The sequence below is a fragment of the Microbacterium sp. SCPM-O-B-15248 (M128) genome, assembly GCF_058214835.1.
Genome location: NZ_JBYQLI010000011.1, coordinates 25737 through 48329, shown reverse-complemented (window position 1 = coordinate 48329; position 22593 = coordinate 25737). Strand labels below are relative to the sequence as shown.

Below are 22593 nucleotides of genomic sequence, written 5' to 3'. Positions count from 1 at the left end.
GGTACCCTTCCAGCCGCCGGCGTGTCCCTCCGCGCCCGGCTGCGCCGTCTACGCACAGGATGCGGGAGCTCTCTTGCCAGGAAACGCCACCACTCGCTTCGACGATGTGGCCCTCGTGTCGGTGGCGAGCGTGCTGCCCAGCCGAGTGACCACCTCTGACGACATCGAGGAGAGGCTCGCCCCCGCGCTGACGCGGCTCAAGCTCAAACCGGGGCTGCTGCGCCGGGTGGCCGGTGTCGTGGAGCGCCGCAACTGGGCCGAGGGAGAATCCTCCGACGAGGCGACGATCGCGGCGGGCAAGCAAGCGCTGGCCGAGGCGGGCGTCGACCCGAGTGAGATCGGCCTCATCATCAACACCTCCGTCACGCGCAAGCACCTCGAGCCCTCGGTGGCGGTCCGCCTCCACCACGGCCTGGGGCTGCCGAGCTCGGCGATCAACTTCGACGTCGCCAACGCCTGCCTCGGCTTCATCAACGGCATGAGCCTGGCGGCGGGCATGATCCAGTCCGGCCAGGTGCGGTACGCGCTCATCGTCAACGGCGAGGATGCCGACGAGATCCAGGTCAACACGATCAACCGGCTCGTGCGCGAAGACCTCGATCGCGACGCCTTCATGCAGGAGTTCGCCTCGCTCACGCTCGGTTCCGGCGCGGCGGCGGCGGTGCTCGGCCGCGCCAGCGACCACCCCGAGGGTCACCGCATCGTCGGTGGGGTCACGCGCGCCGCGACGCAGTTCTACGACCTGTGCGTGGGCAGCGTCGACGGCATGTTCACGGACGCGAAAGCCCTGCTCAAGGGCGGCCTCGACCTCGTCGTGTCGGCCTGGAAAGAGGCCAAGGGCGAGTTCTCATGGACGGGCATGGACCGCTACATCACCCACCAGGTCTCGTCGGTGCACACCTCCGCGATCGTCCGCGCGGCCAAGCTCGACCGGAGCCGCGTGCCGGTGACCTACCCGAACCTGGGCAACGTGGGCCCGGCCTCCATCCCGATCACCCTGGCCGAGGAGCAGAAGACCCTGCGTCGCGGCGATCGCGTGCTGCTGATGGGAGTGGGCTCCGGGCTGAACACCGGGATGTTGGAGCTGGCCTGGTGACGGTCACCGGTCTGCGGGCGACTCTCCCTCCCGCCGGGCTCCCCGGCCTGGACCCGGCCTTCTCCCGACTCATCGACGTCGAGGGCACCGGCGCCGACGCGGGCCGACGCCGCACGTGGCACATCCTCGACACCGGCGACCTGCTCGACGAGCGCGGCATCACCCCGGTCGGCACCATCGTGGCCGTCCACGGCAACCCGACGTGGTCGTACCTGTGGCGCGCGTTGGTGACCGCCTCGCTCGTCCGCGCCGACGCGGGCGCGCCCGCCTGGCGCGTCGTGGCCGTCGACCAGCTCGAGATGGGCTTCTCCGAGCGCACCGACGTGCGCCGGACGCTCGCACAACGCATCGCCGACCTCTCCGCCCTCGTCGAGGCGGCCGGCATCCGCACCCCTGTCGTCACGATCGGCCACGACTGGGGCGGTCCCGTCTCGCTCGGGTGGGCGGTCGAGAATCGCGACGGTCTCGCGGCGGTCATCGCTCTCAACACCGCCGTGCACCACGCCGAGGACGCGCTGCTGCCGTTCCCGCTCCGGGTCGCCACGGCCCGGGGGATGCTCGCGGCCGGCACGACCGGCACGACGGCGTTCCTCGACACGACCCTCGCCCTCGCCGACCTCGACCCGGCGGTACGGGCCGCGTTCCGCACGCCCTACGCCACGGTCGAACGCCGACGGGGCATCGGCGGGTTCGTCGCCGACATCCCCGCCACGGCGTCGGACGAGAGCACGCCCGCCCTCCGCCGCCTCTCGGCGGGCCTGCGCGACCTCGACGTCCCGGCCCTGCTGCTGCGCGGGCCGAAGGACCCCGTGTTCGGCGAGGTGCACCTCGACGATCTCGTCGACCGTCTCCCGCACGCCGACGTGCACCGCTACGAGGGGGCGGGGCACCTCGTCGCCGAGGAGCGACCGTACGCCGAGGCGGTCCTGGACTGGCTCGCCGAGAAGGTCGTACCGGGCCCGGATGCCGGCTCCCCCGAGTCCGCACCGCCCGCCGACGACGCCCTCGGGGACGACGACGCGGCTCCCGCTCCCCTGTGGGACGCGCTCACGACCCGCCGCGCCGACGACGACGTCGCGGTGATCGACATGGCCGCTCGCCCCGGCCGCGCCCCGCTCCGGGTGAGCTGGCGACAGCTCGCCGCCCGCGTCGACGAACTCGCCGCGGGACTCGACGCGATCGGCGTCCGCGCCGGCGACCGCGTCTCGCTCCTCGTCCCGCCGGGACCGACCCTCACCGCCGTGCTGTACGCGTGTCTGCGCATCGGCGCCGTCGTCGTCGTGGCCGACCGCGGGCTCGGCATCCGGGGTCTCTCGCGCGCCGTGCGGGGTGCGGTACCCGACGTCGTGATCGGCGAGGTCACCGGCCTCGCCGCCGCGCGCGCCCTGGGCTGGCCGGGACGCCGCCTCTCCGCCGCAGCGCTGCCGACCGCTGCCGCGCGCGCCCTGGGCGTGGAGGCGAGCCTGTCCGAGGTGGCCCTCGCCGGCCGCGGGCGCGAACTGCCCGCTCCCCCGCACATCGACGCCGACGCCGCGGTGCTGTTCACGTCGGGATCGACGGGCCCCGCCAAGGGCGTCGTGTACACCCACCGGCAGCTCTCTTCGCTGCGCGACGCGTTGGCCACGCACTTCGACGTCGGCCCGGACACGGGACTCGTCACCGGTTTCGCGCCGTTCGCCCTCCTCGGCCCCGCCCTGGGTACGCGATCGGCCACCCCCGACATGGACGTCTCCGCGCCGCGCACCCTCACCGCGAGCGCTGTCGCGGCAGCGGTCCGCGCGTCGGACGCGCGCATCGTGTTCCTCTCCCCCGCCGCCGTCCGCAACGTCGTCGCCACCGCCGGCGCGCTCACGACCGAGGACCGCGCCGCCCTGGCCGGCGTGCACACGTTCCTGTCCACGGGCGCACCCGTGGGAACCCCGCTGCTGCGACGGGCGCACGAGCTCATGCCGAACGCGACGGCGCACACGCCGTACGGCATGACCGAGTGCTTGCTCGTCGCCGACATCACGCTGCCCGGGATCGAGGATGCCGCGGCCTCCGGCGATCGCGGGGTGTGCGTGGGCACACCGATCGGCCGCGGCCGCGTGCGCATCGCCGCCCTCGACGCCGAGGGGCGAGCCACCGGCTCTCCCGTCACCGATGCGGGCGTGACCGGCGAGGTCGTCATCAGCGCGCCGCACCTCAAGCGCGGCTACTTCCGCCTCTCCCTCACCGACCGCGAGGCGCGTCGCGACCTCGACGCACTGCCCGGGCGCTGGCACCGCACGGGCGACGTGGGCCACCTCGACGCCGTCGGACGCCTGTGGGTCGAGGGCCGGTTGCCCCACGTCATCACGACGGCCCACGGACCGGTCACCCCCGTCGCGATCGAGCAGGACGTCGAGTCCGTCTCGGGCGTCTCGCGTGCCGCGGCGGTGGGCGTCGGGCCCGTCGGTCGGCAGGTCGTCGTCGCCGTCGTGGAACGCGATCCGGGCGTGCGGCGCGCGGGCGTGGCATCCCCGGGTCTCACCGAGGTCGTGCGGGCGGCGACGCCGCAGGCCCTGGCGGCCGTGCTGGTGGTGCCCGCCCTGCCCACCGACATCCGGCACAACTCCAAGATCGACCGCTCGCGTCTCGCCGCCTGGGCGGAGCGGATCCTGGCCGGCGAGCGGCCGACGGCGCCGTGAAGGTCCTCGCCACCGGCGCGTCCGGATTCCTCGGCCGCGCGGTCGTCGTCGCTCTTCAGGACGCCGGGCACGAGGTGCGGACACTCCAACGCCGCCCCTCGGGGATGGCCGGCGCCGACGACCGCCTCGGTTCGGTGACCGACCCGGATGCCACGGCCTCCGCCGTCACCGGGGTCGACGCCGTGGTTCACCTGGCGGCGAAGGTGTCGCTCGCAGGAGACCCGGCCGAGTTCCAGGCCGTGAACGTCGAGGGCACCCGCACGCTGCTGGACGCGGCATCCGCCGCGGGCGTGTCGCGCATCGTGCACATCTCCTCACCGTCGGTCGCCCATGCGGGCCACGCCCTGGCCGGAGTGGGTGCCGAGCCCGCCGACCCGGTCGCCGCGCGCGGCGAGTACGCGCGCACGAAGGCCGAGGCCGAGTTGCTCGCCCTCGGTCGCGCCGGGGCGACGGCATCCGTTGTCGCCATCCGGCCGCACATCGTCTGGGGTCCCGGCGACACGCAGCTCATCGCCCGGGTCGTGGATCGCGCGCGCCGCGGACGGTTGCCGCTGCTCAACGGCGGCACCGCACTCATCGACTCCACGTTCGTCGACAACGCCGCGAGCGGGATCGTCGCCGCCCTCGAGCGCGTCGACGACGTCAGCGGCCGCGCCTACGTGCTGACCAATGGCGAGCCTCGGCCCGTGGGCGATCTGCTCGCCGGCATCTGCCGCGCCGCGGGCGTCCGGCCGCCGGCGTTCAGCGTGCCCGCCGGTCTCGCCCGGGCGGCCGGATCGCTCGTCGAGCGGGTCTGGGCCGTACGCCCGGGCACCGACGAGCCGCCCATGACGCGCTTCCTTGCCGAGCAGCTCTCCACCGCCCACTGGTTCGACCAGACCGAGATCCGCCGCGACCTGCACTGGACGCCCCGCGTCTCGATCGACGAGGGTCTGCGCCGCCTCTCCCGCGCTTGACGCGCGGCATCCGTCCCCCGCGCCCTTCCCCGGTAAACGCCATTCCTCTCGAGACACGCGGTGTCGTGGCGTGTCTCGACAGGGACGGCGTTTATCGGGGCGGAGGAGATCCGGCGCAGACGCGGGAGGCCCGCCCCCAGCGGGGACGGGCCTTCGGGGCGCGGGACTCAGACCAGGTCGAACCGGTCGAGCTCGGTGACCTTGCGCCACGCGGCGACGAAGTCGCGCACGAACTTCTCCTTCGCGTCGTCGGAGGCGTACACCTCGGCGAGCGCGCGGAGCTCCGAGTTCGAGGCGAACACGAGGTCGACGCGCGTGCCGATCCCGACCGTCTCGCCCGAGCCGTCCTTCGTCCCCTGGAAGGCGTGCTTGCCGGAATCCAGCGGCTTCCACGTCGTGCCGAGGTCGAGGAGGTTCACGAACACGTCGTTCGTCAGGGCGCCGGGGGTGCCGGTGAAGACACCCCAGTCCGAGCCGTCCCAGTTCGCGCCGATCGCCCGGAGGCCGCCGACGAGCACGGTCATCTCGGGCGCGGTGAGCGTGAGCAGGTTCGCCTTGTCCAGCAGCAGGAACTCGGCCGGGAGTCGCGTCTCGCGCGAGGCGTAGTTGCGGAAGCCGTCGGCGATCGGCTCGAGCCAGCGGAACGAGTCGACGTCGGTCTCCTCCTGCGTGGCGTCGGTGCGGCCGGGGGTGAAGGGCACCTCGACCTCGACGCCGCCCGCGCGGGCGGCCTGCTCGACACCGGCGTTGCCGGCGAGCACGAGCAGATCGGCGATCGAGACCTTCTTGCCGTCCGACGCCTGCGCGTCGAACTCGGCCTTGATGCCCTCGATCACCGAGAGCACGGATGCCAGCTGCTCGGGATTGTTGACCGTCCAGCTCTTCTGCGGCTCGAGGCGGATGCGCGCACCGTTGACGCCGCCGCGCTTGTCGCTGCCGCGGAAGGTCGAGGCCGCGGCCCACGTCGTGGTCACCAGCTGCGCCACGGACAGACCGCTGTCGAGGATCTGCTGCTTCAGCGCCGCCGCGTCGGCGGCGTCGATCAGCGGGTGGTCGACGGCGGGCACGGGGTCCTGCCAGTCGAGCACCTCGGCCGGCACCTCGGACCCGAGGTAGCGGGCACGCGGTCCCATGTCGCGGTGGGTGAGCTTGAACCACGCGCGGGCGAAGGCATCCTGGAAGGCGGCGGGGTCTTCGGCGAAGCGGCGCGAGATCTTCTCGTACGCCGGGTCGACGCGCAGGGCCAGGTCGCTCGTGAGCATGCGGGGCTCGCGGCGGCCGTCCGAGTGCGCCTCGGGAACCATGTCGGCTCCCCCGCCGTTGACCGGACGCCACTGGTGAGCACCCGCGGGGCTCTGGAAGAGCTCCCACTCGTAGGCGAAGAGGATGTGGAAGAACTCGTTGTCCCAGCGGGTCGGGTGGTAGGTCCAGGTGACCTCGAGACCGCTGGTGATCGTGTCGTCGCCCTTGCCGGTGCCGTGGCTGTTCTTCCAGCCGAGGCCCTGGTCCTCGATGTCGGCGGCCTCGGGGTTCGGCCCGACGTGCGAGTCGCTGGCGGCGCCGTGGGTCTTGCCGAAGGTGTGGCCGCCGGCGATGAGGGCGACGGTCTCCTCGTCGTTCATGGCCATGCGCCCGAACGTCTCGCGGATGTCGTGGGCCGACAGCTGCGGGTCGGGGTTGCCGTTGGGGCCCTCGGGGTTGACGTAGATGAGGCCCATCTGCACCGCGGCCAGCGGACGCTCGAGCTCGCGGTTGCCCGTGTAGCGCTCGTCGCCGAGCCACGTGGTCTCGGGGCCCCAGTACACGTCGTCGTCCGGCTCCCACACGTCGGTGCGACCGCCGGCGAAGCCGAAGGTCGGGAAGCCCATGTCCTCCAGCGCGACGTTGCCGGCGAGGATCATGAGGTCGGCCCACGAGATGGACTGGCCGTACTTCTTCTTGATCGGCCACAGCAGGCGGCGGGCCTTGTCGAGGTTGACGTTGTCGGGCCAGCTGTTCAGCGGTGCGAAGCGCTGCATGCCGGCGCCCGAGCCGCCGCGACCGTCCGTCACGCGGTACGTGCCGGCGCTGTGCCACGCCATGCGGATCATCAGGGGACCGTAGTGGCCGAAGTCGGCGGGCCACCAGTCCTGCGAGGTCGTCATGACCTGCTGGATGTCCTTCTTCACGGCATCCAGGTCGAGCGCCTCGAAAGCGGCGCGGTAGTCGAAGCCCGCGTCGAGCGGGTCGCGCAGCGCGTTGTTCTTCGCGAGGATCTTCACGTTGAGGCTCTCGGGCCACCAGACGCGGTTGGCCGACCCCTGGGTCGGGTGGGGCAGCGCGCCCGCGGGCTCGCTGTCGGCGGGGGCTTCGCCCACCGGCAGTCGGTTGTCGTCGGGGGCGGGGCCGTCGTGGAAGACGGGGCATCCGTTCAGAGTGTCGCTCATCGGGATCCTCTCGGTGTTTCGGCTTCGGACTTCGCTCGACACTCGGGACACACGCCCCAGAACGTCACCTCGGCGGTCTCGATGAGGAAACCGCTCCCCTCCGGCATGTGCAGGCACGGCGCCGACCCGACGACGCAGTCCACGTCGTCGATCCGGCCGCACCCGGTGCACACCACGTGGTGGTGGTTGTCACCGACGCGCAGCTCGAACGTGCCGGCGTGACCGGCGGGTTCGATGCGGCGGGCCAGTCCCGCGTCGGCGAAGTCGCCGAGCGCGTTGTACACCGACTGCTTGCTCGTGCCGGGAAGGGTTCCGACGATGCCGTCGAAGACGTCATCGGCGGTGGCGTGCGGGCGGGCGCGCAGGGCTTCGAGCACCGCGACACGCGTCGCCGTCACCCGCAGCCCCACCCCGCGGATGAGGGCATCCGCGGTGGCATCCGTCCGATCGTCGAGCATTCCCCCACTCTAGCTTGTTTTGAGTGAATCAAAAATGACGCGCGGGGGAACAGCGAGATTCGCGGATGCCTCAGCCCGAGACCAGCGTCGGCGTGCCGCCCTCGTACTCGGTGACGTCGCCGGTCTCGCCCGACCTGAACGCTCGGCGACCCACGACCAGCATGTAGACCAGGAACACGCCCAGCGCGGCCGCGCCGATCGCGATCTTCACCTGCCAGGGCCAGGTCGTCGGCGTGACGAAACCCTCCACGAGCCCCGAGAGCCCCAGCGCGAAGACCAACCCCACGGCCACGGTCGCCAGCGCGCGCCCCTCGGCGGCGAGCGCGGCGGCGCGGGTACGCCGCCCGGGCGCGACCCAGGCCCAGAAGATGTGCAGGCCCGCCGCACCGGCCACGAAGATCGCCGTGAGCTCGAGCAGACCGTGCGGGAGGATGAACTGGAAGAACACATCAGAGCGGTCGAACGCGATCATGATCGCCGCCGACGAGCCCACGCCGATGGCGTTCTGCATCATCACCATGAGCGGCCACACGCCGGTGACGCCGAAGAGCACGCACTGCGCGGCGATCCACGCGTTGTTGGTCCACACCGTGCCGGCGAAGACGGCGTTCGGGTTCTCGCGGTAGTACTGCACGAACTGCTGATCGGCGTAGTTCTGCAGCTCGCTCTGCGCGCCCAGCGCCGCCACCGCGCGAGGATCCGACGAGATCCACAGGGCGACGAGGGAGGCGACCACGACGAAGCCGACGGCGATGGCGAGCGTCGTCCAGCGCACGCGGTACAGGGCCGCGGGGAGCTGCCGGAGGAAGAAGCGCGGCACCTGGCGCAGCACGTTCTCGCGGACACCCGTGAGACGCAGCCGCGTGCGCGCGAGCAGGATCGAGACGTAATCGCCCTGGGGCGTGCGCCCCGCCGACGTCTTGATGTCCGCGAGATCCGCCGAGGCCGCGCGGTACCGGGTGACGAGCTCGTCGACCTCGGGACCGGTCAGCCGCCGCGTCCGGCCCAGCTCGTCCAGCCGCGCCCACTCCTGCCGGCGCGCGGCCGTGAGGGCGTCGAGGTCCATGTGATCAACTGTACGCATGGCTTCGCCCGCGGCATCCCCTCCGGTCCCCGGTCCCGCGACGACGCTCGTGCACGCCGCGGCCGACGAGACGCTCACCGGCGAGGCCGTCGCACTGGACGTGCAGCCGCTCGGGTTCTTCCTGCGCGCGGTGGGATGCCTCATCGACATGGTCGTCGGCATCGTGCTGCTCGTGGCCGGCTCGCTCCTTCTCACCGCCCTCGTGGCCGGTGGGACGATTCCGGACAGCGCTTTCCGCATCGGCGTCATCGTGCTCATCGTGGCGGTGATGGTGGTCGTTCCGACGACGGTCGAGACACTCTCCCGCGGGCGCAGTCTCGGCCGCCTCGCGGTGGGCGGGCGCATCGTGCGCGTCGACGGCGGAGCCACCGGCTTCCGCCAGGCGTTCATCCGCGCGCTCGTGGGCGTGCTGGAGCTGTGGTTCACGCTCGGCGGCATCGCCGCCGTCGTGGGGATGTTCACTCCGCGCGCCCAGCGAGTCGGCGACCTGATGGCCGGCACGGCGTGCGAGCGCACGCGGACGCGCCCGCTGCCGGCGGCGGCGCCGGGGGTCCCCCCGGGGATGGAGGGGTGGGCGGCGGTCGCCGATGTCTCACGCCTCCCCGACCGGCTGGCCGCCCGCGTCGCGCAGTTCGTCCGCGGAGCCGACGCGCTCGAGCCCGCCGCCCGCGCGCGCGTCGCCGCGAGCCTGGCGCAGTCGGTGCAGCCGTACGTCTCCCCCGTGCCCGCGGTCGACCCCGAGACGCTGGTGCGCGCTGCGGCGGCGGTGCGACGCGACAGGGAGTACCGGGCGCTCCTGCTCGAGAACGAGCGGGCGGCGTCCCTGACCTCGGCGCCCGACGCCTGAGGCCTGAGGCCGGGTCAGGCCCGGAGGGTCTCGTGGCGCACGACGACCCAGCCCCGGGGAACCGACAGGCGGTCGGCGTGGATCGCGCACAGATCGTGCGCGTGCGGGTCGCCCGCACGGCCGAGGGGGCCGAGCGCGGCCATCTGGTCGCCGTAGTCGTAAGTGAGGGTGCTCATCGCCTCGCGGGCGCATCCCACCTTCGAGCAGAGTCTGTCGCGCATCGCGGGTCAGCCTAGGCCGGGGCCGCGCCGGGCCGACGACGCCGCGCCGCGGCCGAGCGGGGTGGGTCGGCGCGCAGGCGAGCCGCCGCGCGACCCAACACGTCCGCGAGCGCCTCGACGTCGGCATCGTCGAGCGCTGCGAACAGGAGACGGTGAACGGCTTCGATGTGGCCGGGGAACACCGTCGCGAGCGTCGCACGGCCCGCGTCGGTGAGTGTCACGACGATGCTGCGCTCGTCCTCGGGCGACGGGGCGCGGGTCACGAGCCCGCGCTGCTCGAGCAGCTGCGCCTGGTAGGTGAGGCCGCTGCGGCTGTAGACGACGCCGTCCGCGAGATCGGTCATGCGGAGCGCGCCTCCGGGAGCGTCGCCGAGACGGGCGAGCAGCTGGAACTGCACGTACCCGAGGTCACCCGCTTCTCGCAGCTGCTTCTCGACGGCGTGCCGCACCAGGCTGCTCACCTCGGTGAACGCGAAGTAGGCGTCGAGCTGCCGCGGACTCAGGGCGGCAGGGAGATCGGTCATGCGTCGATCCTACCTTGCTTCGAGTTCGAAGCACTGCTACCGTCCTCATATGCTTCGAGTTCGAAGCACCAACGAAAGGACATCATCATGAAGGCAGTTCGGTTCCATAACGTCGGCGGACCCGAAGTGCTCCGCCTCGAAGAGGTCGAGATCCCGACGCCCGCGGCGGGACAGGTGCGGCTGCGTGTGACCGCCTCGGCATTCAACGCCGCGGACAACGGGATGCGGGCCGGATTCCTCCCCATCCCGATCTCGCTCCCCCACATCCCGGGGTATGACGTCTCCGGCGTCGTCGACGCGCTCGGCGCGGGCGTCACCGGCCTCGAGGTCGGGCAGGGCGTCATCGGGTTCCTGCCGATGGAGGCCGACGGCGGGGCCGCGGAGTACGTCGTCGCCCCCGCCGCCGCACTCGTCACGGCACCACACAGCGTTCCCCTCGCCGACGCGGCCGCCCTGCCTTCTGTCGCCCTGACCGCGTGGCAGGCGCTCTTCAATGACGGTCGGCTGCATGCCGGTCAGCGTCTGCTCATCGTGGGCGCCGGCGGAGCGGTCGGTGGGCACGCGATCCGCCTCGCGCGGCGCGCCGGTGCACACGTGATCGCGACCGCGAGCTCGCGCAGCGTCGCGGCGGTCGCGGCCGCAGGGCCGGACGTCATCATCGACCACGCGGCCCAGTCCCTGCTCGACGCGGTGACCGAGCCCGTCGACGTCCTGCTCAACCTCGCCCCGCTCGACCCCGAGGAATTCGCGAGCCTGGTGGCGCTCGTCCGCGACGGCGGCACCGTGGTCAGCACCACCGCGTTCATGACCACTCCTTCCGACGAAACGCGCGGCGTGCGCGCGGCCACCGTCTTCGTCCGAGCGAACCGTGAGCGCCTCGCGCAGATCGTCAGGCTCGTCGATGCCGGCGAACTCGTCGCCGGCGTCGACCGTCGGATCGGGCTCGACGGCCTCCCCGCCCTGCACGCCGAGGCGAGCGAGGGCCGCATCGCGGGCAAGGTCGTGGTCCTGGCATCCGCCGACGCCCGATGAACCGCGGGTCGGCGGGCGTTCATGATGGCACCGCCCGCCGGCCGCCGCGCCGTCACCGCGGGAAGACTGGATCGTCGCCCACCACGCGACGGCCCGACGGTCACCTCGACCGTAGGATGGGCGCATGCGTCGTCGATCCCGTGAGGCCCGGCCGGTCGCGCGGCCCTCGCGCCACGGTCGTCACGGCCGCGAGAACCGCAGCCCCGTCGTGCGGCCGCCCCTGCCCCCGCTGGACACCCGGATCGAGCGTTTCGACATCGCCGTGAGCACGGCCGCCGAATTCCTGCGGTCGGCGTGGAGCGAGCTGCGCGACGTGTCGTTCGAGATCGGCATCATGCCCCCCTCGGCCACCGGAGCGATCCCCCGCTGGCAGGTGCTGCGCGAGCAGAAGCGCATCATCCTCTACCGCGTTCCGATCGAGCGACTCGGCCACCCGCACATCGACGACGACCTGCACCGCCGCATGATGATCGAGGGCGCCGTGTTCCGGGCAGCGGCCGAGTACCTCGAACGCGACCCATGGGATCTCGGCCCCGAGCGCTTCCGCTTCTTGTGAGCGGCGCCGCTGCTCAGGGCAGGATCGTCAGGGCTCCCGCCGCCGCGTCGGCGGGCCACAGCGGGTAACCGGCCAGCGCCCCGGGAGCCGCGTACGAGACCGCCGCGTGCACCGCGCGGTCCGGAGCGAGCTCGTACACGCCGGCCGTGACCGGCACCGCGACGGAGCCTCCCGCGGGCACCGTGACGGTCACGGGGACCCCGCCGGACTGCGGCGTCACCGAGACCGACGCCGGTCCGCTCGCGTCATCCGCGGCGATCACGAGCGTGCCCCCGGCACCGGGGGCGACCGCCACGAGACCGGATGCCGCGAACGCGGGGGCCGGGGCATACCAGGCGAAGTCCGCGCCCTCCCCGAAACCCGTGGTCGACCACGCGCCGCCGACGACGGGCTCGGTCGCCTGGACCGAGATCGTGTAGGCGCCCGAGGCCAGTCCCGACAGGTCGAGCGAAGTGGGTGTCCCGGCCGGCAGAGCGAGCGTGCGGGGATCGCCCACCGGCGCACCACCGTCGACGGGAGCGATCGTCACGGTCGCCGACGCCTCGGCGCCGGGCGAGAGCAGCCGCAGGACCGTGCCCGCGTTCCCTTCGCCGGTCGTGAGCACCTGAACACCGGGGATGACGAGATCGGTCGCGGCCTGCGCGAGCGGGGCGGCTTGATCGCTGCCCCCGGGGAGCAGGACGCGGGTGAGACTCGTCTGGAGCGAGGCGTGCACGGGCGCGCCGGTGGCCACGACCCGCACCACCGGGCTCTCCTCGCCCAGCAGCAGGCCGGCGAGCGGGAGGACGCGCTGCCCACCGGCGGGGACGACGAGGCCGGTGCCGCCCGGCGGTGTCGAGACGCCCTGAGCGCCGTAGACCGACAGCTGCACGGTCGCCGGGACGTCGCCGGGATTGCCGAGGACGACGAGGTCGTTCGCGCCCGTCGTGGTCGCTCCCGCCACCAGCCAGGACTCCGCCAGCGGCGGGCGGCACGCCGAGGCGCTGAATCCGGTGAGGTCGCTCGAGGCGACGGTGGCGGAACCGGCGGCGGCGTAGGGGGTCGCGACACGGTCGATCGGAGGCGCCCGGAAGGCCGTGGCATCCCCCGATCCGTCGGCGGTCGCGCCGCCGAGGGTCGAGACGTCCGCTCCCGTCCCCTCCGGTCCCGCCACGGTCTCCTGGGCGGCGGCGACGCTCAGGGCGCCCGCCGACTCTGCCGTGCGCCCCAGGGCGAAGACGGGCCCGTCGCACGCGAGGACGGTGTCCGAGGGAGCCGGGGTGACCTGCACCCGCACCGGTTCGGCCACGCGGGTCGGCCACGGGGCGGCGATGCCGGCCACCGTTCCGACGACCACGGCCGCGGCGACGGCGCTGCCGGCGACGACACGGGCGCTGGTGGTGGCCCAACGGACCAGGCGACGATCGCTCATCGGGTACCTCCCCGGACGGGTCCGACGGTGCGCGGAGTGCGGCGGGCGACGCGCCGCGATGCGGCGGTGGGAACCGCCAGCAGCAGGGCGACGAGCAGGGCCGCGAGCGAACCGACCGCGACGAGCTGCTGCACGCGGGTCTGGTGGGCATCGAGCCCGGCGCGCGGCTGGACCTCGGAGGTCACGCGCCACAGCTCGCCGCGTGCGGTCGACCCGACGCCGTCGAGCGAGTTGCGCTGGTCGAGGGAGGTCGCCGCGGTCAGACGGGCGCCGCGGATGACGTCGTCCTCTCCCCCGGGAGCCGGTTCGAGCAGCACGAACGCGATGCCGCGGGCCGCGAGGCCGGCGACGGCGTCTTCGGAGGACGGAGTGACGAGGTCGGCGGCGAGCGCGGCGAGTTCCTCGTCCGCGGGGCGGGCCTGCGTGCGGGTGGCCTCGACCGTGCTCTGCCCGGTCAGGGTCGCACTGCCGCCCCATACGACGTCGACGCGCAAGCCGTCAGCGCGGGGATCCAGCACGATCGTGCCCATCGCGGTCGACCCTCGCCCCTCCGCGGCGACGAAGGCGGGGAGCGTGGAGACGGGGCCGTTCGTGAGCACGGCGCGGGGAGATGCGGTGGTCACGGCCGTCAGCGAGGGCGCCACGGCGACGAGCAGGGCCGCGAGGGCCACGACCGCCCCGATCGGCCGCAACACGCGCACGCGCTCGACGAGACCGGCATCCAAAGCGATCACGGCCGCGCCCACGACGCCGAGCCAGGCGACACTCAGCCCCGCGCCGGGCCACAGGGCCACCGGCGTGGAGTGGTCGAACGTCACCGCGATCCCGACGGCGGCGAACGCGGTCGCCAGGCCCGTCGCCGCGATCACGAGCAGGCTGGTCGCCGTGATCCACCGGGGGGTCAGCACGGCCAGGAGGGCGAGCACCGCGAGCGGGGCGGCGAGCAGCGCCACCCACCACACCGGACCGCCGGTGAGCGCGGCCCACCCGCCCGGATCCGAGGTGGGGAACCCGGCGGCCAAGAGCGCACGTCCGAGGGGGTCGGCGGTGGCTTCGGCGCCCGCGAAGGGCACACCCGGATCCGCGAGCAGTCCCCAGGGGTTCCCGAGCCGGACCTGGGTCCAGATGAGCGGCGCGAACACCACGATCGAGGGGATGACGAGCCACACCACGCGGGCGATCCCCCGCGGGGCCGCCAGGGCCACCACGACGAGCGCGGCCGACCACAACACGACGACGGCCGGAGCCAGCGAGGGGGAGCACGCCAGCACGGCGACGAGCAGGATGGATGCCGCTCCCGCGGGCGCCCACGACCGGTGCGCGACGCTCGCGGCGAAGAAGAGCCACGGCAGCAGCAGATGCAGCAGGAGCGCGGCGGGCCGGCCCTCGACGAGCGCGGCGAGGAAGGTGGGGGCGAGCGCCCAGGCGAGCGCGGCGGTGATGCGCAGGAGAGAGGATTCCGTGACGCGTGTGGCGGCGAACCACCCGCCCAGCACCGCGAGCGGCAGGGCGAGGATCCACAGCACCACGAGCGCCCGCGACGGCTCGGCCGGGGACAGGGATCCGATCAGGGCGATGAGTGCCGAGAACGGGTCGGCGGGACCGACGACGTCCAGGCCGAGAGGACGCGCTCCCCAGGCCGCGTCCTGCCACAGCTGGGCGACGCTCGCCCGCAGGGGGGCGAGCGCGCCGCCGCCGAGGACGGGCCAGGCCAGCAGAGGGGCGAACAGCAGGGCGGAGACCGCGAGGGCACCGAGGACGACCCACGCCCCGCCGCCGACGAAGAAGCGCAGCTCGGAGCGCACGGGCGCGTCGCTCTCGGCCGCGTCTCCCGCCCACTGCAGCCGGAGCTCCGACCGCGAGACACGCAGGGGCGCGATGCGGGACCATCCGACGGTGCGCAGAGTGCGGATCCGTCGGCGGGCGCGGGCGACGGCGGCCGGGCGGGCCATCACGAGAATCGCGGCACCCCACTCCGGCACGACCTTGTAAGGCACCTTGGCCACGAGGTGGGCGATCGTGCGCCACAGCGCCAGCGGCAGGAACGACAGCCAATGCAGCACGACCGCGGCCGCCGGCGCGTACGCCAACCGACGGTGCAGTTGCGCGGTGCGCTCGGCGAAGGCACGTCGGCGGGCGCGGGCGCGACCCCGCGCCATCGCGGCGACGCCGTCGCCGGCCACGGCGATCCGTGCGGCGGGAACGAGCGAGACGCGGTCGCCGGCCAAGCGCGCGCGGATGCCGAGGTCGAGTCCCTCGTCCGCGCCGCCGAGGGCCGGGTCGAGGCCGCCGAGCGCGCGCCACGACTCACGGCGCACGAGCACCCCGCGGACGTCGACGCCGAGCACGTCGGCATCCCCGTCGCGTTGGCCCTGGTCCAGTTCACCGGCGGCGAGTTCGACACTGCGGCCGTAGCGGGTCACGCTCACGCCCAGCGAGACGATCTCGGCCGGGTCGTCCCACGCGACGAGTTTCGGCGCGGCCAGGGCGAGCGACGACGACAGCTCCAGCGCGCCCGCGAGGCGCAGCAGGGCATCGGGGTCGGGCGCGGTGTCCTGGGCGAGGAGCCAGACGGCGTCCCCCGTCAGACGGGGGCTCGCCAACGCGGTCGCCGCGGCGAACGGCGTCCCCGGGGAGGCGGTGATCACGCCTTCCGCGCCGGAGGCCGCCGCGATGCGGGTCAACTCCGGATCTGCACCGCACAGCACGATCGTCAGGGCATCGACCGGCCGAGTCTGGGCGGCCAGCGCCTCGAGGGTGCGCGTGAGGTGGGGAGCGGCGGGGATGCGTCCTTCGGGGCGGACCACGAGGACGGCGTGTACACGGGCGGGCATGGCGTGGTCAGCCTAGGCGGGGTGTCCGGTGTTCGCGGACGCCGCGCCGAGCCGTCGAGGATCCCTCAGGAAGGCTCGGATGCCGGGAGTCAGGCGCGACGCTTGAGCTTGCGGCGCTCGCGCTCGCTGAGGCCGCCCCAGATGCCGAACCGCTCGTCGTTCTGGAGGGCGTACTCGAGGCACTCCGAACGAACGTCGCACGACGTGCAGATGCGCTTGGCGTCGCGGGTCGACCCGCCCTTCTCGGGGAAGAAGGCCTCGGGGTCCGTCTGCGAACACAGCGCGTCGGTCTGCCACGCGAGGGTGTTCTCTTCGGTGGCGTCGATGTCACGACGGACACCGGGAACCCCCAGATCGACCGGATCGACGAACCAGTTGTCCGGGACACCGGACCGGTACTGCGATGTCGCCATCTCGTCCTCCCCCTCGTTCGACCCACGGACGCGTACGAGTAATTACACCCGTGTCATTCGAATTGGTCAAGCTGCGGATCGTAAACCCTCAAGGGCGAGGTGAACCTTCACGCGGTCCTCTCGGCGTGTCGCGCGTCACTCCCCCGGCATCGCGACGAAGACCTCGCCGCCGGTGACGGTCACGGGCGACTCGTCGGGAGTGACCACCGCGGCCTGGCCGGGCGCCAATTCGATGGCGGTACCCGAGGCCCCCGTCACCACGGCGCGCCCCGCGACCGACAGCGCGATCGAGACACCCCGCAGCACCACGTCGGCGGGAACGTGTGCGCCCGTCACGTGAGCGAGGGCGAAATCGCGGATGCCGGGGGCGAACAGCTCGGTCCCGTCCGCGGCCGCTCGGGGAGCGAGGAGGGGCGGGGCCGCCGGGCGGAAGTCCACGAGGGCGAGGAGCTCGGCGACGTCGATGTGCTTGGGGGTGAGGCCGCCGCGCAGCACGTTGTCGCTGGCGGCCATGATCTCCACGCCCAAGCCCGCGACGTAGGCGTGCAAGACACCGGCGGGAACGAAGATCGCCTCGCCGCGACGCAGTTCGACGAGGTTCATGAGAAGGGCGACCACGATGCCGGGGTCGGCCGGGTAGGCCGAGGCAAGCGTCCGCGTCAGGCCCAGTTCGCCGGCGAACTCCTCGGACTCCGCGGATGCCGCAGCCGACACGATCTGCTCGATCTCCGCCGCGCCGGCCTCGCCGAGCGCCCACGCGATCGCCGCGCGGAGAGCCGCAGCGGGTTCGGCGGCGTCCAAGCGCTCGCGGAGGGCGCGCACCCCGTCGCCGTCGCCGAGCGCGGCGACCAGCCGACGCGTCGCGGTGACGTCGCGCAGGCCCGCGAGGGCCGTGAAGGTCTCGCTGAGAGCGACGATGACCTCGGGCTTGTGGTTGTCGTCCTTGTAGTTGCGGTGACCCGCGTCGACGGGCACGCCGGCCGCCTCTTCGCGCGCGAAACCCTCGACAGCCTGACGCTTCGAGGGGTGCACCTGGATCGACAGGGGCGCCCCGGCAGCGAGGAGCTTCAGGAGGTAGGGAAGACGGGAGGGCACTCCGGCCTCGGCCGCAACGTCGCCGAGCCACGTGTCCAGCGTCCGGTCCGACCCGTCGTGCACGAGCGCCGGGGAACCGGCGTGATCGCCGAACCACACCTCCGCCTCGGGGGCACCCGAGGGCGTGCGGCCCTCGAGGTCGGCTAGGAGCGTCGCGCTCCCCCAGGCGTAGTCACGGGGCGTGTTCGAGATCTCAACCAGCACGGCCGCCAGCCTAGCGCTGCCCCCTCGGCCCGGAGAGCGGCGGACGGTAGCCTGATCTGACCATGGCGATGTACACCAGTCACCCGGTCTCGGCGCTGCCGGCCGCTCCGACGCGGGAGACCACGGGTCACCTGCTCCTCCGCGCGTGGTGCGTCTTCGTCCTGGTCCTCGCCCTCGGCGGTGTCGGGGTCGTCAACGCGATCGGCCCTACCGCCACCGGCGTCGTGGTGGTCGCCGCCGGGATCGTGTCGGCGGTGGTGTGGATCGTCGTGCGACCGCCCGTCGCCGTCCGTCGTCTTCCGTGGCTCGCGTTCGCCTACGTCGCGTGGGCCGGGGCCTCGGTGGCGTGGAGCGCGTGGCCGGCGGCATCCGTCCTCACCTGGCTGCTGCTAGCTCTCACCACCTTCCAGGGACTGTTCATCGGCGCGGTGCTGGCGTGGCGCGACGTCGTCCGCGCGGTCGCCTCGGCGGCCAAGTGGATCGTCGGACTCTCGCTGCTGTTCGAGCTGGCGGTGTCGCTCTTCGTCCGCGGCCCTCTGCTGCCGGGATTCGTCCTGCCCGTGGGACGCATGGATCCGATCGTGTACTGGTCGCGCGACAACCTGTTCGACGGAGGTCGCATCCAGGGGATCTTCGGCAACGCGAATCTCCTCGGTGCCGCGATGCTCGTGGCGATCATCGTGTTCGCCATCCGCATCGCCGCGGGGGCACCGCGCCGATCCCTCCTGGTCGGGTGGATCGTCGTCGCCGCGTTCCTGTTCGTGCGGGCCGGCTCCGCCACGACCGTGATCGCCGCGGGGTTCGTCGTGCTCGTCCTGGCCACGGTGATGGTGATGCGCACCGCCCGCCGCCCCGGCGAGCGGACGCGATGGTACGTGCTGTACGCGCTCATCGGCCTCGGCGGGGGCGCCGTCCTGTGGTTCGGGCGCGACGGGGTCTTCGGCATCCTCGGCCGCGGCGCCGACCTGACCGGACGCGAGGGCATCTGGGCCGACGTGCTCGCGCGTGCCGACCAGCACCCCCTCGTCGGCTGGGGGTTCTCCACGCCCTGGATCGCCTCCGAGCCGCTGATCGACGGGTGGGTCGTCGACCACGGGCAGACGGTCGTGCAGGCGCACAGCATGTGGCTCGACGCCTACCTGCAGCTGGGCGGTGTCGGCGTCGTCCTGCTGGCGCTGGTGTTCCTCGCCTACGTCTGGCGGTCGTGGTTCTTCGCCGTCGACCGCCCGCGATGGGATCTGCGCGCCGACCGCCCCTACTCCCCGCTCACGCTCCTGCCCACGCTGATCGGCGGCCTCCTCGTCGTGCAGGGCCTCACCGAGTCGGCACCGCTGCTGCTGTGGGGATGGATGTTCGTCGTGCTGTTCGGGTCGAAGATCAAGCAGTCCCCGCTCGTGGGCGTGGGCCCCGCCGAGCAGAGCATCGCGATCGAGCGCGGCGAGCTCCAGAGATCGGGGTCGTGAGCGCCGACCGCTCCCCCACGCGCCCCGATCCCCGACCGGTCCTGGCGTCGGCGGAGCTGGCGCGGGCGTTCACCATCGCATCCTTCGCGGCCGTCTTCGGCGCCTCCGCGATCCGGGGCCTCGCCGGCGACGTCACGTATGCGACCGTCCTGACGGGACTGTGCGCGCTCGGCGTCGCCATGCTGATCGTGCGCCGCCGCGAAATCGAGGTGCTGCACCTCGCTCCCACGACCCTCGTGGTGTTCGTGGTCTGGGCGGGCGCCAGCGTGCTGTGGAGCACCGACGCCGCCCGCACCGCCGTGGGATGGGCGGCCCTGGTGGGGGTGTCGTTCCTCGGCGTCGTCATCGGGCACGTGCGCGACGCCCACCAGAGCGTGCGGGCGCTCGGCGACGTCTTGCGCTGGCTGCTGGCGGCCTCGCTCGCGCTCGAGGTGCTCAGCGGCATCCTGTGGGACACCCCCATCCCGTTCCTCGGCATCCGGGGCGACATCACCGAACTCGGCCCGGTCCAGGGGCTGTTCGGCAGCCGCAACGACCTGGGCGTCGTGACGGTGATCGCGCTCCTGACGTTCCTCGTGGAATGGCGCACGCGGTCGGTCCGGCCCGCCACGGCGGCGGCATCGGTCGCGCTCTCGGTGGGCCTCGCCCTGCTGAGCGGCTCCCCCACGGTCGTCCTGGTGGCGGTGGTCACCGCCGTGGCCGCCGCGGCACTCGCGGCGGTGCGCACCCTGGCCCCGCGCCGGCGCCGCGCGGCTCAGCTGACGCTCGGGGTCGCGGTCCTCGCGGCGCTCGCCCTCGCCTGGGCGCAACGCGCGGCGATCGCCGCAGCCCTCGACGGCCGCGACGATTTGTCGCTGCGTACCGATCTGTGGGGCGAGATCCTCCGGTTCTCCGACGACAGTCCCGTCCACGGGTTCGGGTGGTTCGGGCCCTGGCCGCCCGACACCGCACCGTTCAGCGTCCTCAATTTCGGTCTGGACCAGCAGCACGCCTCCGCGCTCAACGCGTACCTCGACGTGTTGCTGCAGCTGGGCTGGGCGGGACTGCTCGTCTTCCTCGTCCTGTGCGCGCTCGCCCTGGCGCGCGCCTGGTTGGTGGCGGGCGAGCGTCGCGCGGTCGTGCACACGTGGGCGCCGTTGACACTCGTCGCGCTACTGACGGTGTCGCTGTTCGAGAGCTCCGTGCTGTCGGGCGCCGGGCTCTTGCTGCTCGTGCTGTGCGCGGTGCGGGCGGGGCAGTCCAGGTCCTGGCGCGAGCGGCTCGGCAACCGCGCCGCTCCCGCTCCCGGCGTCGCGACGGGCGGGGCCGACGCTCAGGGCCGGCCCGACGGCGCCGGGTAGACTGCGGGCTGGCCGCGACGGCCCGCGCCTTCGACGAAAGACTTCTTCGTGACGTACACCCTTCAGAACGCGGTGCTCCCCCTGGACCGCGATCCCGATCTGCTCCCCCTGTACGTCGACCCCGAGACGTGGTCGACGATCGACGAAGAGCCCGTGCGGGTCACCAACGTCGCCCAGCTGAGCAACGTGCTCGACCGGCACCGGGCCCGCATCGTCGCCGGTCGCCGCGTCTCGTTCGGCACCTACTTCAACGCCTTCCCCGCCGCCTACTGGCAGCACTGGACGGCCGTGCGCGAGGTCCGCCTGAGCGTGCGCACCTCCGGGGATGCCACGATCCTGGTCTACCGCTCCACCGGCGGCGGCACGCGGCAGCGCATCGAGACCCGCGAGGTCCGGGGCGATGGGGTCGACAGCACCTTCGACCTCGTGCTCGACCAGTACAGCGACGGCGGCTGGATCTGGTTCGACGTCGCCGCCGACCGCACCGACGCGATGTTCGAGGGCGCCCAGTGGACGACCGAGCAGGAGCCCGTGCGCGCCGGCAAGGCGAGCATCGGTATCACCACCTTCAACAAGCCCGACTACTGCGTGACGACGCTGCAGGCCCTGGCCGATTCGCCGGATGTGCTCGACGTCGTCGACCGCGTCTTCCTCATCGATCAGGGCACGGCGCTCGTCTCGGACGAGACCGAGTTCCCCGAGGTCGCCGCACGCTTGGGCGAGACCCTGCAGGTGGTACGCCAGCCCAACCTGGGCGGCTCCGGCGGATTCGCCCGCGCCATGGTCGAAACCTTGCAGCGGCCCGAGAGCGACTTCGTCCAACTCCTCGACGACGACGTGCGCATCGAGCCCGAGTCCATCCGCCGCTCGGTCGTCTTCGGCCGCTACGCCTCGGTCCCCACGATCGTCGGCGCGCACATGTTCGACCTCCTCGACCGCCCGAAGCTCCACGCCTGGGCCGAGGTCGTCGACGACGAGCCGTTCATGTGGCGCGCGCTCTTCCAGGAGCGCCTCCCGCACGACTTCAGCGTCGCGAACCTGCGCCAGACGCCGATGCTGCACATGCGCCTCGACGCCGACTACAACGGCTGGTGGATGTGTCTCATCCCGACCAGCATTCTGCGCGAGATCGGTCTGTCCCTTCCGGCCTTCATCAAGTGGGACGACGCGGAGTTCTGCGTGCGGGCCCGGGATGCCGGCTACCCGACGGTCTCCATGCCCGGCGTCGCACTGTGGCACGTGTCGTGGGTCGGCAAGGACGACTCGATCGACTGGCAGGCCTACTTCCACGCGCGCAACCGCATCGTGGCCGCCCTCCTGCACTCGCGGTCTCCGCGCGGCGGCACCCTCATCCGCCACAGCCGACGCGTCGACCTGAAGCACCTCATGATGATGCAGTACTACCCCGTCGAGCTCCGCCACCGGGCACTGCGGGACATCCTCTCCGGGCCCGCGCACATGCGCGAAACGCTCGACCGGGCCATGCCCGAGGCCCGTCTCATCGCGCAGAAGCACCCCGAGACCCGCATCCACAAGGACTCCGGCGTGCCGCTGCGCTCGCGACGCGGACGCCAGGTCTTCCGACGCCTGAAGAAGAACGAGTTCGACAGCCCCACCGGGCTGGCCCTCCGCACGTTCACCATCCGCACGCTCATCTCGCACTGGGTGCACGCACCCCGCCCCGAGAACCTCGAGCAGCCCGAGGTCGAGTTCGGCAAGGGCGACGCCCACTGGTGGCGCGTACCCCTGTACGACAGCGCCCTGGTCAGCGCCGCCGACGGGTCGGGCAAGAACGTCTACACGCGTGACCGCGCGCAGTTCCGCCGGATGCTCCTGGACACCGTGCGCCTGCACCGCCGCCTCCAGCGCGAGTGGCCCCGCCTGTCGAAGCAGTACCGCCAGGCCCTCCCCGACATGGTGTCCGAGGCGCAGTGGCGCGCGACCTTCGAGGAGCGTGCGTGAGC

Annotated in this window: 18 protein-coding genes; 9 read left to right on the top strand and 9 right to left on the bottom strand. The window is 72.9% G+C overall.

Going from position 1 to position 22593, the window contains the following annotated elements; all coding sequences use genetic code 11:
• Positions 1-73: 73 nt before the first annotated feature.
• Genes AC3E6M_RS15900 through AC3E6M_RS15890 form a run of 3 tightly spaced genes read left to right on the top strand, consistent with a single transcriptional unit; the run spans position 74 to position 4721 of the window.
• Positions 74-1096 carry a 3-oxoacyl-ACP synthase III gene (locus AC3E6M_RS15900; protein WP_138174483.1) on the top strand — a complete coding sequence of 341 codons (1023 nt, stop codon included), beginning with the start codon at positions 74-76 and terminating at the stop codon, positions 1094-1096.
• Positions 1093-3765: an alpha/beta fold hydrolase gene (locus AC3E6M_RS15895; protein ID WP_490530488.1), complete on the top strand. Its 2673-nt coding sequence runs from the start codon at positions 1093-1095 to the stop codon at positions 3763-3765. Before AC3E6M_RS15900 ends, AC3E6M_RS15895 begins: the two co-directional genes overlap by 4 nt.
• Complete coding sequence (locus AC3E6M_RS15890) at positions 3762-4721, top strand: NAD-dependent epimerase/dehydratase family protein (protein ID WP_138174480.1); 960 nt, start codon at positions 3762-3764, stop codon at positions 4719-4721. The genes AC3E6M_RS15895 and AC3E6M_RS15890 overlap by 4 nt, the downstream gene beginning before the upstream one ends.
• Before the next feature lie 167 nt (positions 4722-4888).
• Here AC3E6M_RS15890 and katG read toward each other — a convergent pair whose 3' ends face one another.
• From katG to AC3E6M_RS15875, 3 genes are all read right to left on the bottom strand, one after another.
• Entirely contained in the window at positions 4889-7147 is a 2259-nt protein-coding gene (gene katG, locus AC3E6M_RS15885; RefSeq protein WP_490530487.1) for a catalase/peroxidase HPI, read from the bottom strand.
• A complete protein-coding gene (locus AC3E6M_RS15880; protein WP_138174476.1) occupies positions 7144-7605 on the bottom strand; it encodes a Fur family transcriptional regulator in 462 nt (153 codons plus the stop codon). Before AC3E6M_RS15880 ends, katG begins: the two co-directional genes overlap by 4 nt.
• A gap of 70 nt (positions 7606-7675) precedes the next feature.
• On the bottom strand, positions 7676-8671 hold the full coding sequence (locus tag AC3E6M_RS15875; protein ID WP_490530486.1) for a stage II sporulation protein M: 996 nt from the start codon (positions 8669-8671) through the stop codon (positions 7676-7678).
• A 16-nt stretch (positions 8672-8687) separates the two neighbouring features.
• On the opposite strand from AC3E6M_RS15875, the gene AC3E6M_RS15870 reads away from it, so the two are divergent.
• The gene (locus AC3E6M_RS15870) at positions 8688-9536 is read left to right on the top strand and encodes an RDD family protein (protein WP_490530485.1); all 849 of its coding nucleotides are present in this window, start codon (positions 8688-8690) and stop codon (positions 9534-9536) included.
• Between the two features lie 14 nt (positions 9537-9550).
• Here AC3E6M_RS15870 and AC3E6M_RS15865 read toward each other — a convergent pair whose 3' ends face one another.
• Together AC3E6M_RS15865 and AC3E6M_RS15860 are read right to left on the bottom strand one after the other, a co-directional pair.
• Positions 9551-9757 (bottom strand): DUF3499 family protein, encoded by a 207-nt coding sequence (locus AC3E6M_RS15865; RefSeq protein WP_138174470.1) that lies wholly within the window; start codon positions 9755-9757, stop codon positions 9551-9553.
• Positions 9758-9768: 11 nt separating this feature from the next.
• Positions 9769-10281 (bottom strand): MarR family winged helix-turn-helix transcriptional regulator, encoded by a 513-nt coding sequence (locus AC3E6M_RS15860; protein WP_138174468.1) that lies wholly within the window; start codon positions 10279-10281, stop codon positions 9769-9771.
• An 87-nt stretch (positions 10282-10368) separates the two neighbouring features.
• Here AC3E6M_RS15860 and AC3E6M_RS15855 point away from each other — a divergent pair, with 87 nt between their 5' ends.
• Entirely contained in the window at positions 10369-11313 is a 945-nt protein-coding gene (locus AC3E6M_RS15855) for an NADP-dependent oxidoreductase (protein WP_171024252.1), read from the top strand.
• Between the two features lie 124 nt (positions 11314-11437).
• Entirely contained in the window at positions 11438-11869 is a 432-nt protein-coding gene (locus tag AC3E6M_RS15850) for a hypothetical protein (protein WP_230005565.1), read from the top strand.
• A gap of 13 nt (positions 11870-11882) precedes the next feature.
• Here AC3E6M_RS15850 and AC3E6M_RS15845 read toward each other — a convergent pair whose 3' ends face one another.
• From AC3E6M_RS15845 to manA, 4 genes are all read right to left on the bottom strand, one after another.
• Entirely contained in the window at positions 11883-13280 is a 1398-nt protein-coding gene (locus tag AC3E6M_RS15845) for a DUF5719 family protein (protein WP_138174466.1), read from the bottom strand.
• On the bottom strand, positions 13277-16114 hold the full coding sequence (locus AC3E6M_RS15840) for a glycosyltransferase (RefSeq protein ID WP_138174464.1): 2838 nt from the start codon (positions 16112-16114) through the stop codon (positions 13277-13279). Before AC3E6M_RS15840 ends, AC3E6M_RS15845 begins: the two co-directional genes overlap by 4 nt.
• A gap of 89 nt (positions 16115-16203) precedes the next feature.
• Positions 16204-16527 carry a WhiB family transcriptional regulator gene (locus tag AC3E6M_RS15835; protein ID WP_138174462.1) on the bottom strand — a complete coding sequence of 108 codons (324 nt, stop codon included), beginning with the start codon at positions 16525-16527 and terminating at the stop codon, positions 16204-16206.
• Positions 16528-16662: 135 nt separating this feature from the next.
• Positions 16663-17826, bottom strand: a complete 1164-nt coding sequence (gene manA / locus AC3E6M_RS15830) for a mannose-6-phosphate isomerase, class I (protein WP_138174460.1) — start codon at positions 17824-17826, stop codon at positions 16663-16665.
• Positions 17827-17888: 62 nt separating this feature from the next.
• Here manA and AC3E6M_RS15825 point away from each other — a divergent pair, with 62 nt between their 5' ends.
• The 3 genes from AC3E6M_RS15825 to AC3E6M_RS15815 are packed head-to-tail and all read left to right on the top strand — an operon-like array spanning position 17889 to position 22591.
• Entirely contained in the window at positions 17889-19289 is a 1401-nt protein-coding gene (locus tag AC3E6M_RS15825) for an O-antigen ligase family protein (RefSeq protein ID WP_138174458.1), read from the top strand.
• On the top strand, positions 19286-20629 hold the full coding sequence (locus AC3E6M_RS15820) for an O-antigen ligase family protein (protein ID WP_252370942.1): 1344 nt from the start codon (positions 19286-19288) through the stop codon (positions 20627-20629). Before AC3E6M_RS15825 ends, AC3E6M_RS15820 begins: the two co-directional genes overlap by 4 nt.
• 48 nt (positions 20630-20677) lie before the next feature.
• Positions 20678-22591, top strand: coding sequence for a glycosyltransferase (locus AC3E6M_RS15815; RefSeq protein ID WP_138174454.1), 1914 nt, complete (start codon positions 20678-20680; stop codon positions 22589-22591).
• Positions 22592-22593 lie beyond the last annotated feature (2 nt).

Coding starts and splice junctions, on each gene's coding strand:
- AC3E6M_RS15855 (WP_171024252.1), top strand. CDS start 10,369: ATGAAGGCAGTTCGGTTCCATAACGTCGGCGGACCCGAAGTGCTCCGC.
- AC3E6M_RS15835 (WP_138174462.1), bottom strand. CDS start 16,527: ATGGCGACATCGCAGTACCGGTCCGGTGTCCCGGACAACTGGTTCGTC.
- AC3E6M_RS15870 (WP_490530485.1), top strand. CDS start 8,688: ATGGCTTCGCCCGCGGCATCCCCTCCGGTCCCCGGTCCCGCGACGACG.
- AC3E6M_RS15865 (WP_138174470.1), bottom strand. CDS start 9,757: ATGCGCGACAGACTCTGCTCGAAGGTGGGATGCGCCCGCGAGGCGATG.
- AC3E6M_RS15840 (WP_138174464.1), bottom strand. CDS start 16,114: ATGCCCGCCCGTGTACACGCCGTCCTCGTGGTCCGCCCCGAAGGACGC.
- AC3E6M_RS15850 (WP_230005565.1), top strand. CDS start 11,438: ATGCGTCGTCGATCCCGTGAGGCCCGGCCGGTCGCGCGGCCCTCGCGC.
- AC3E6M_RS15880 (WP_138174476.1), bottom strand. CDS start 7,605: ATGCTCGACGATCGGACGGATGCCACCGCGGATGCCCTCATCCGCGGG.
- AC3E6M_RS15825 (WP_138174458.1), top strand. CDS start 17,889: ATGGCGATGTACACCAGTCACCCGGTCTCGGCGCTGCCGGCCGCTCCG.
- AC3E6M_RS15845 (WP_138174466.1), bottom strand. CDS start 13,280: ATGAGCGATCGTCGCCTGGTCCGTTGGGCCACCACCAGCGCCCGTGTC.
- AC3E6M_RS15860 (WP_138174468.1), bottom strand. CDS start 10,281: ATGACCGATCTCCCTGCCGCCCTGAGTCCGCGGCAGCTCGACGCCTAC.
- AC3E6M_RS15875 (WP_490530486.1), bottom strand. CDS start 8,671: ATGGACCTCGACGCCCTCACGGCCGCGCGCCGGCAGGAGTGGGCGCGG.
- katG (WP_490530487.1), bottom strand. CDS start 7,147: ATGAGCGACACTCTGAACGGATGCCCCGTCTTCCACGACGGCCCCGCC.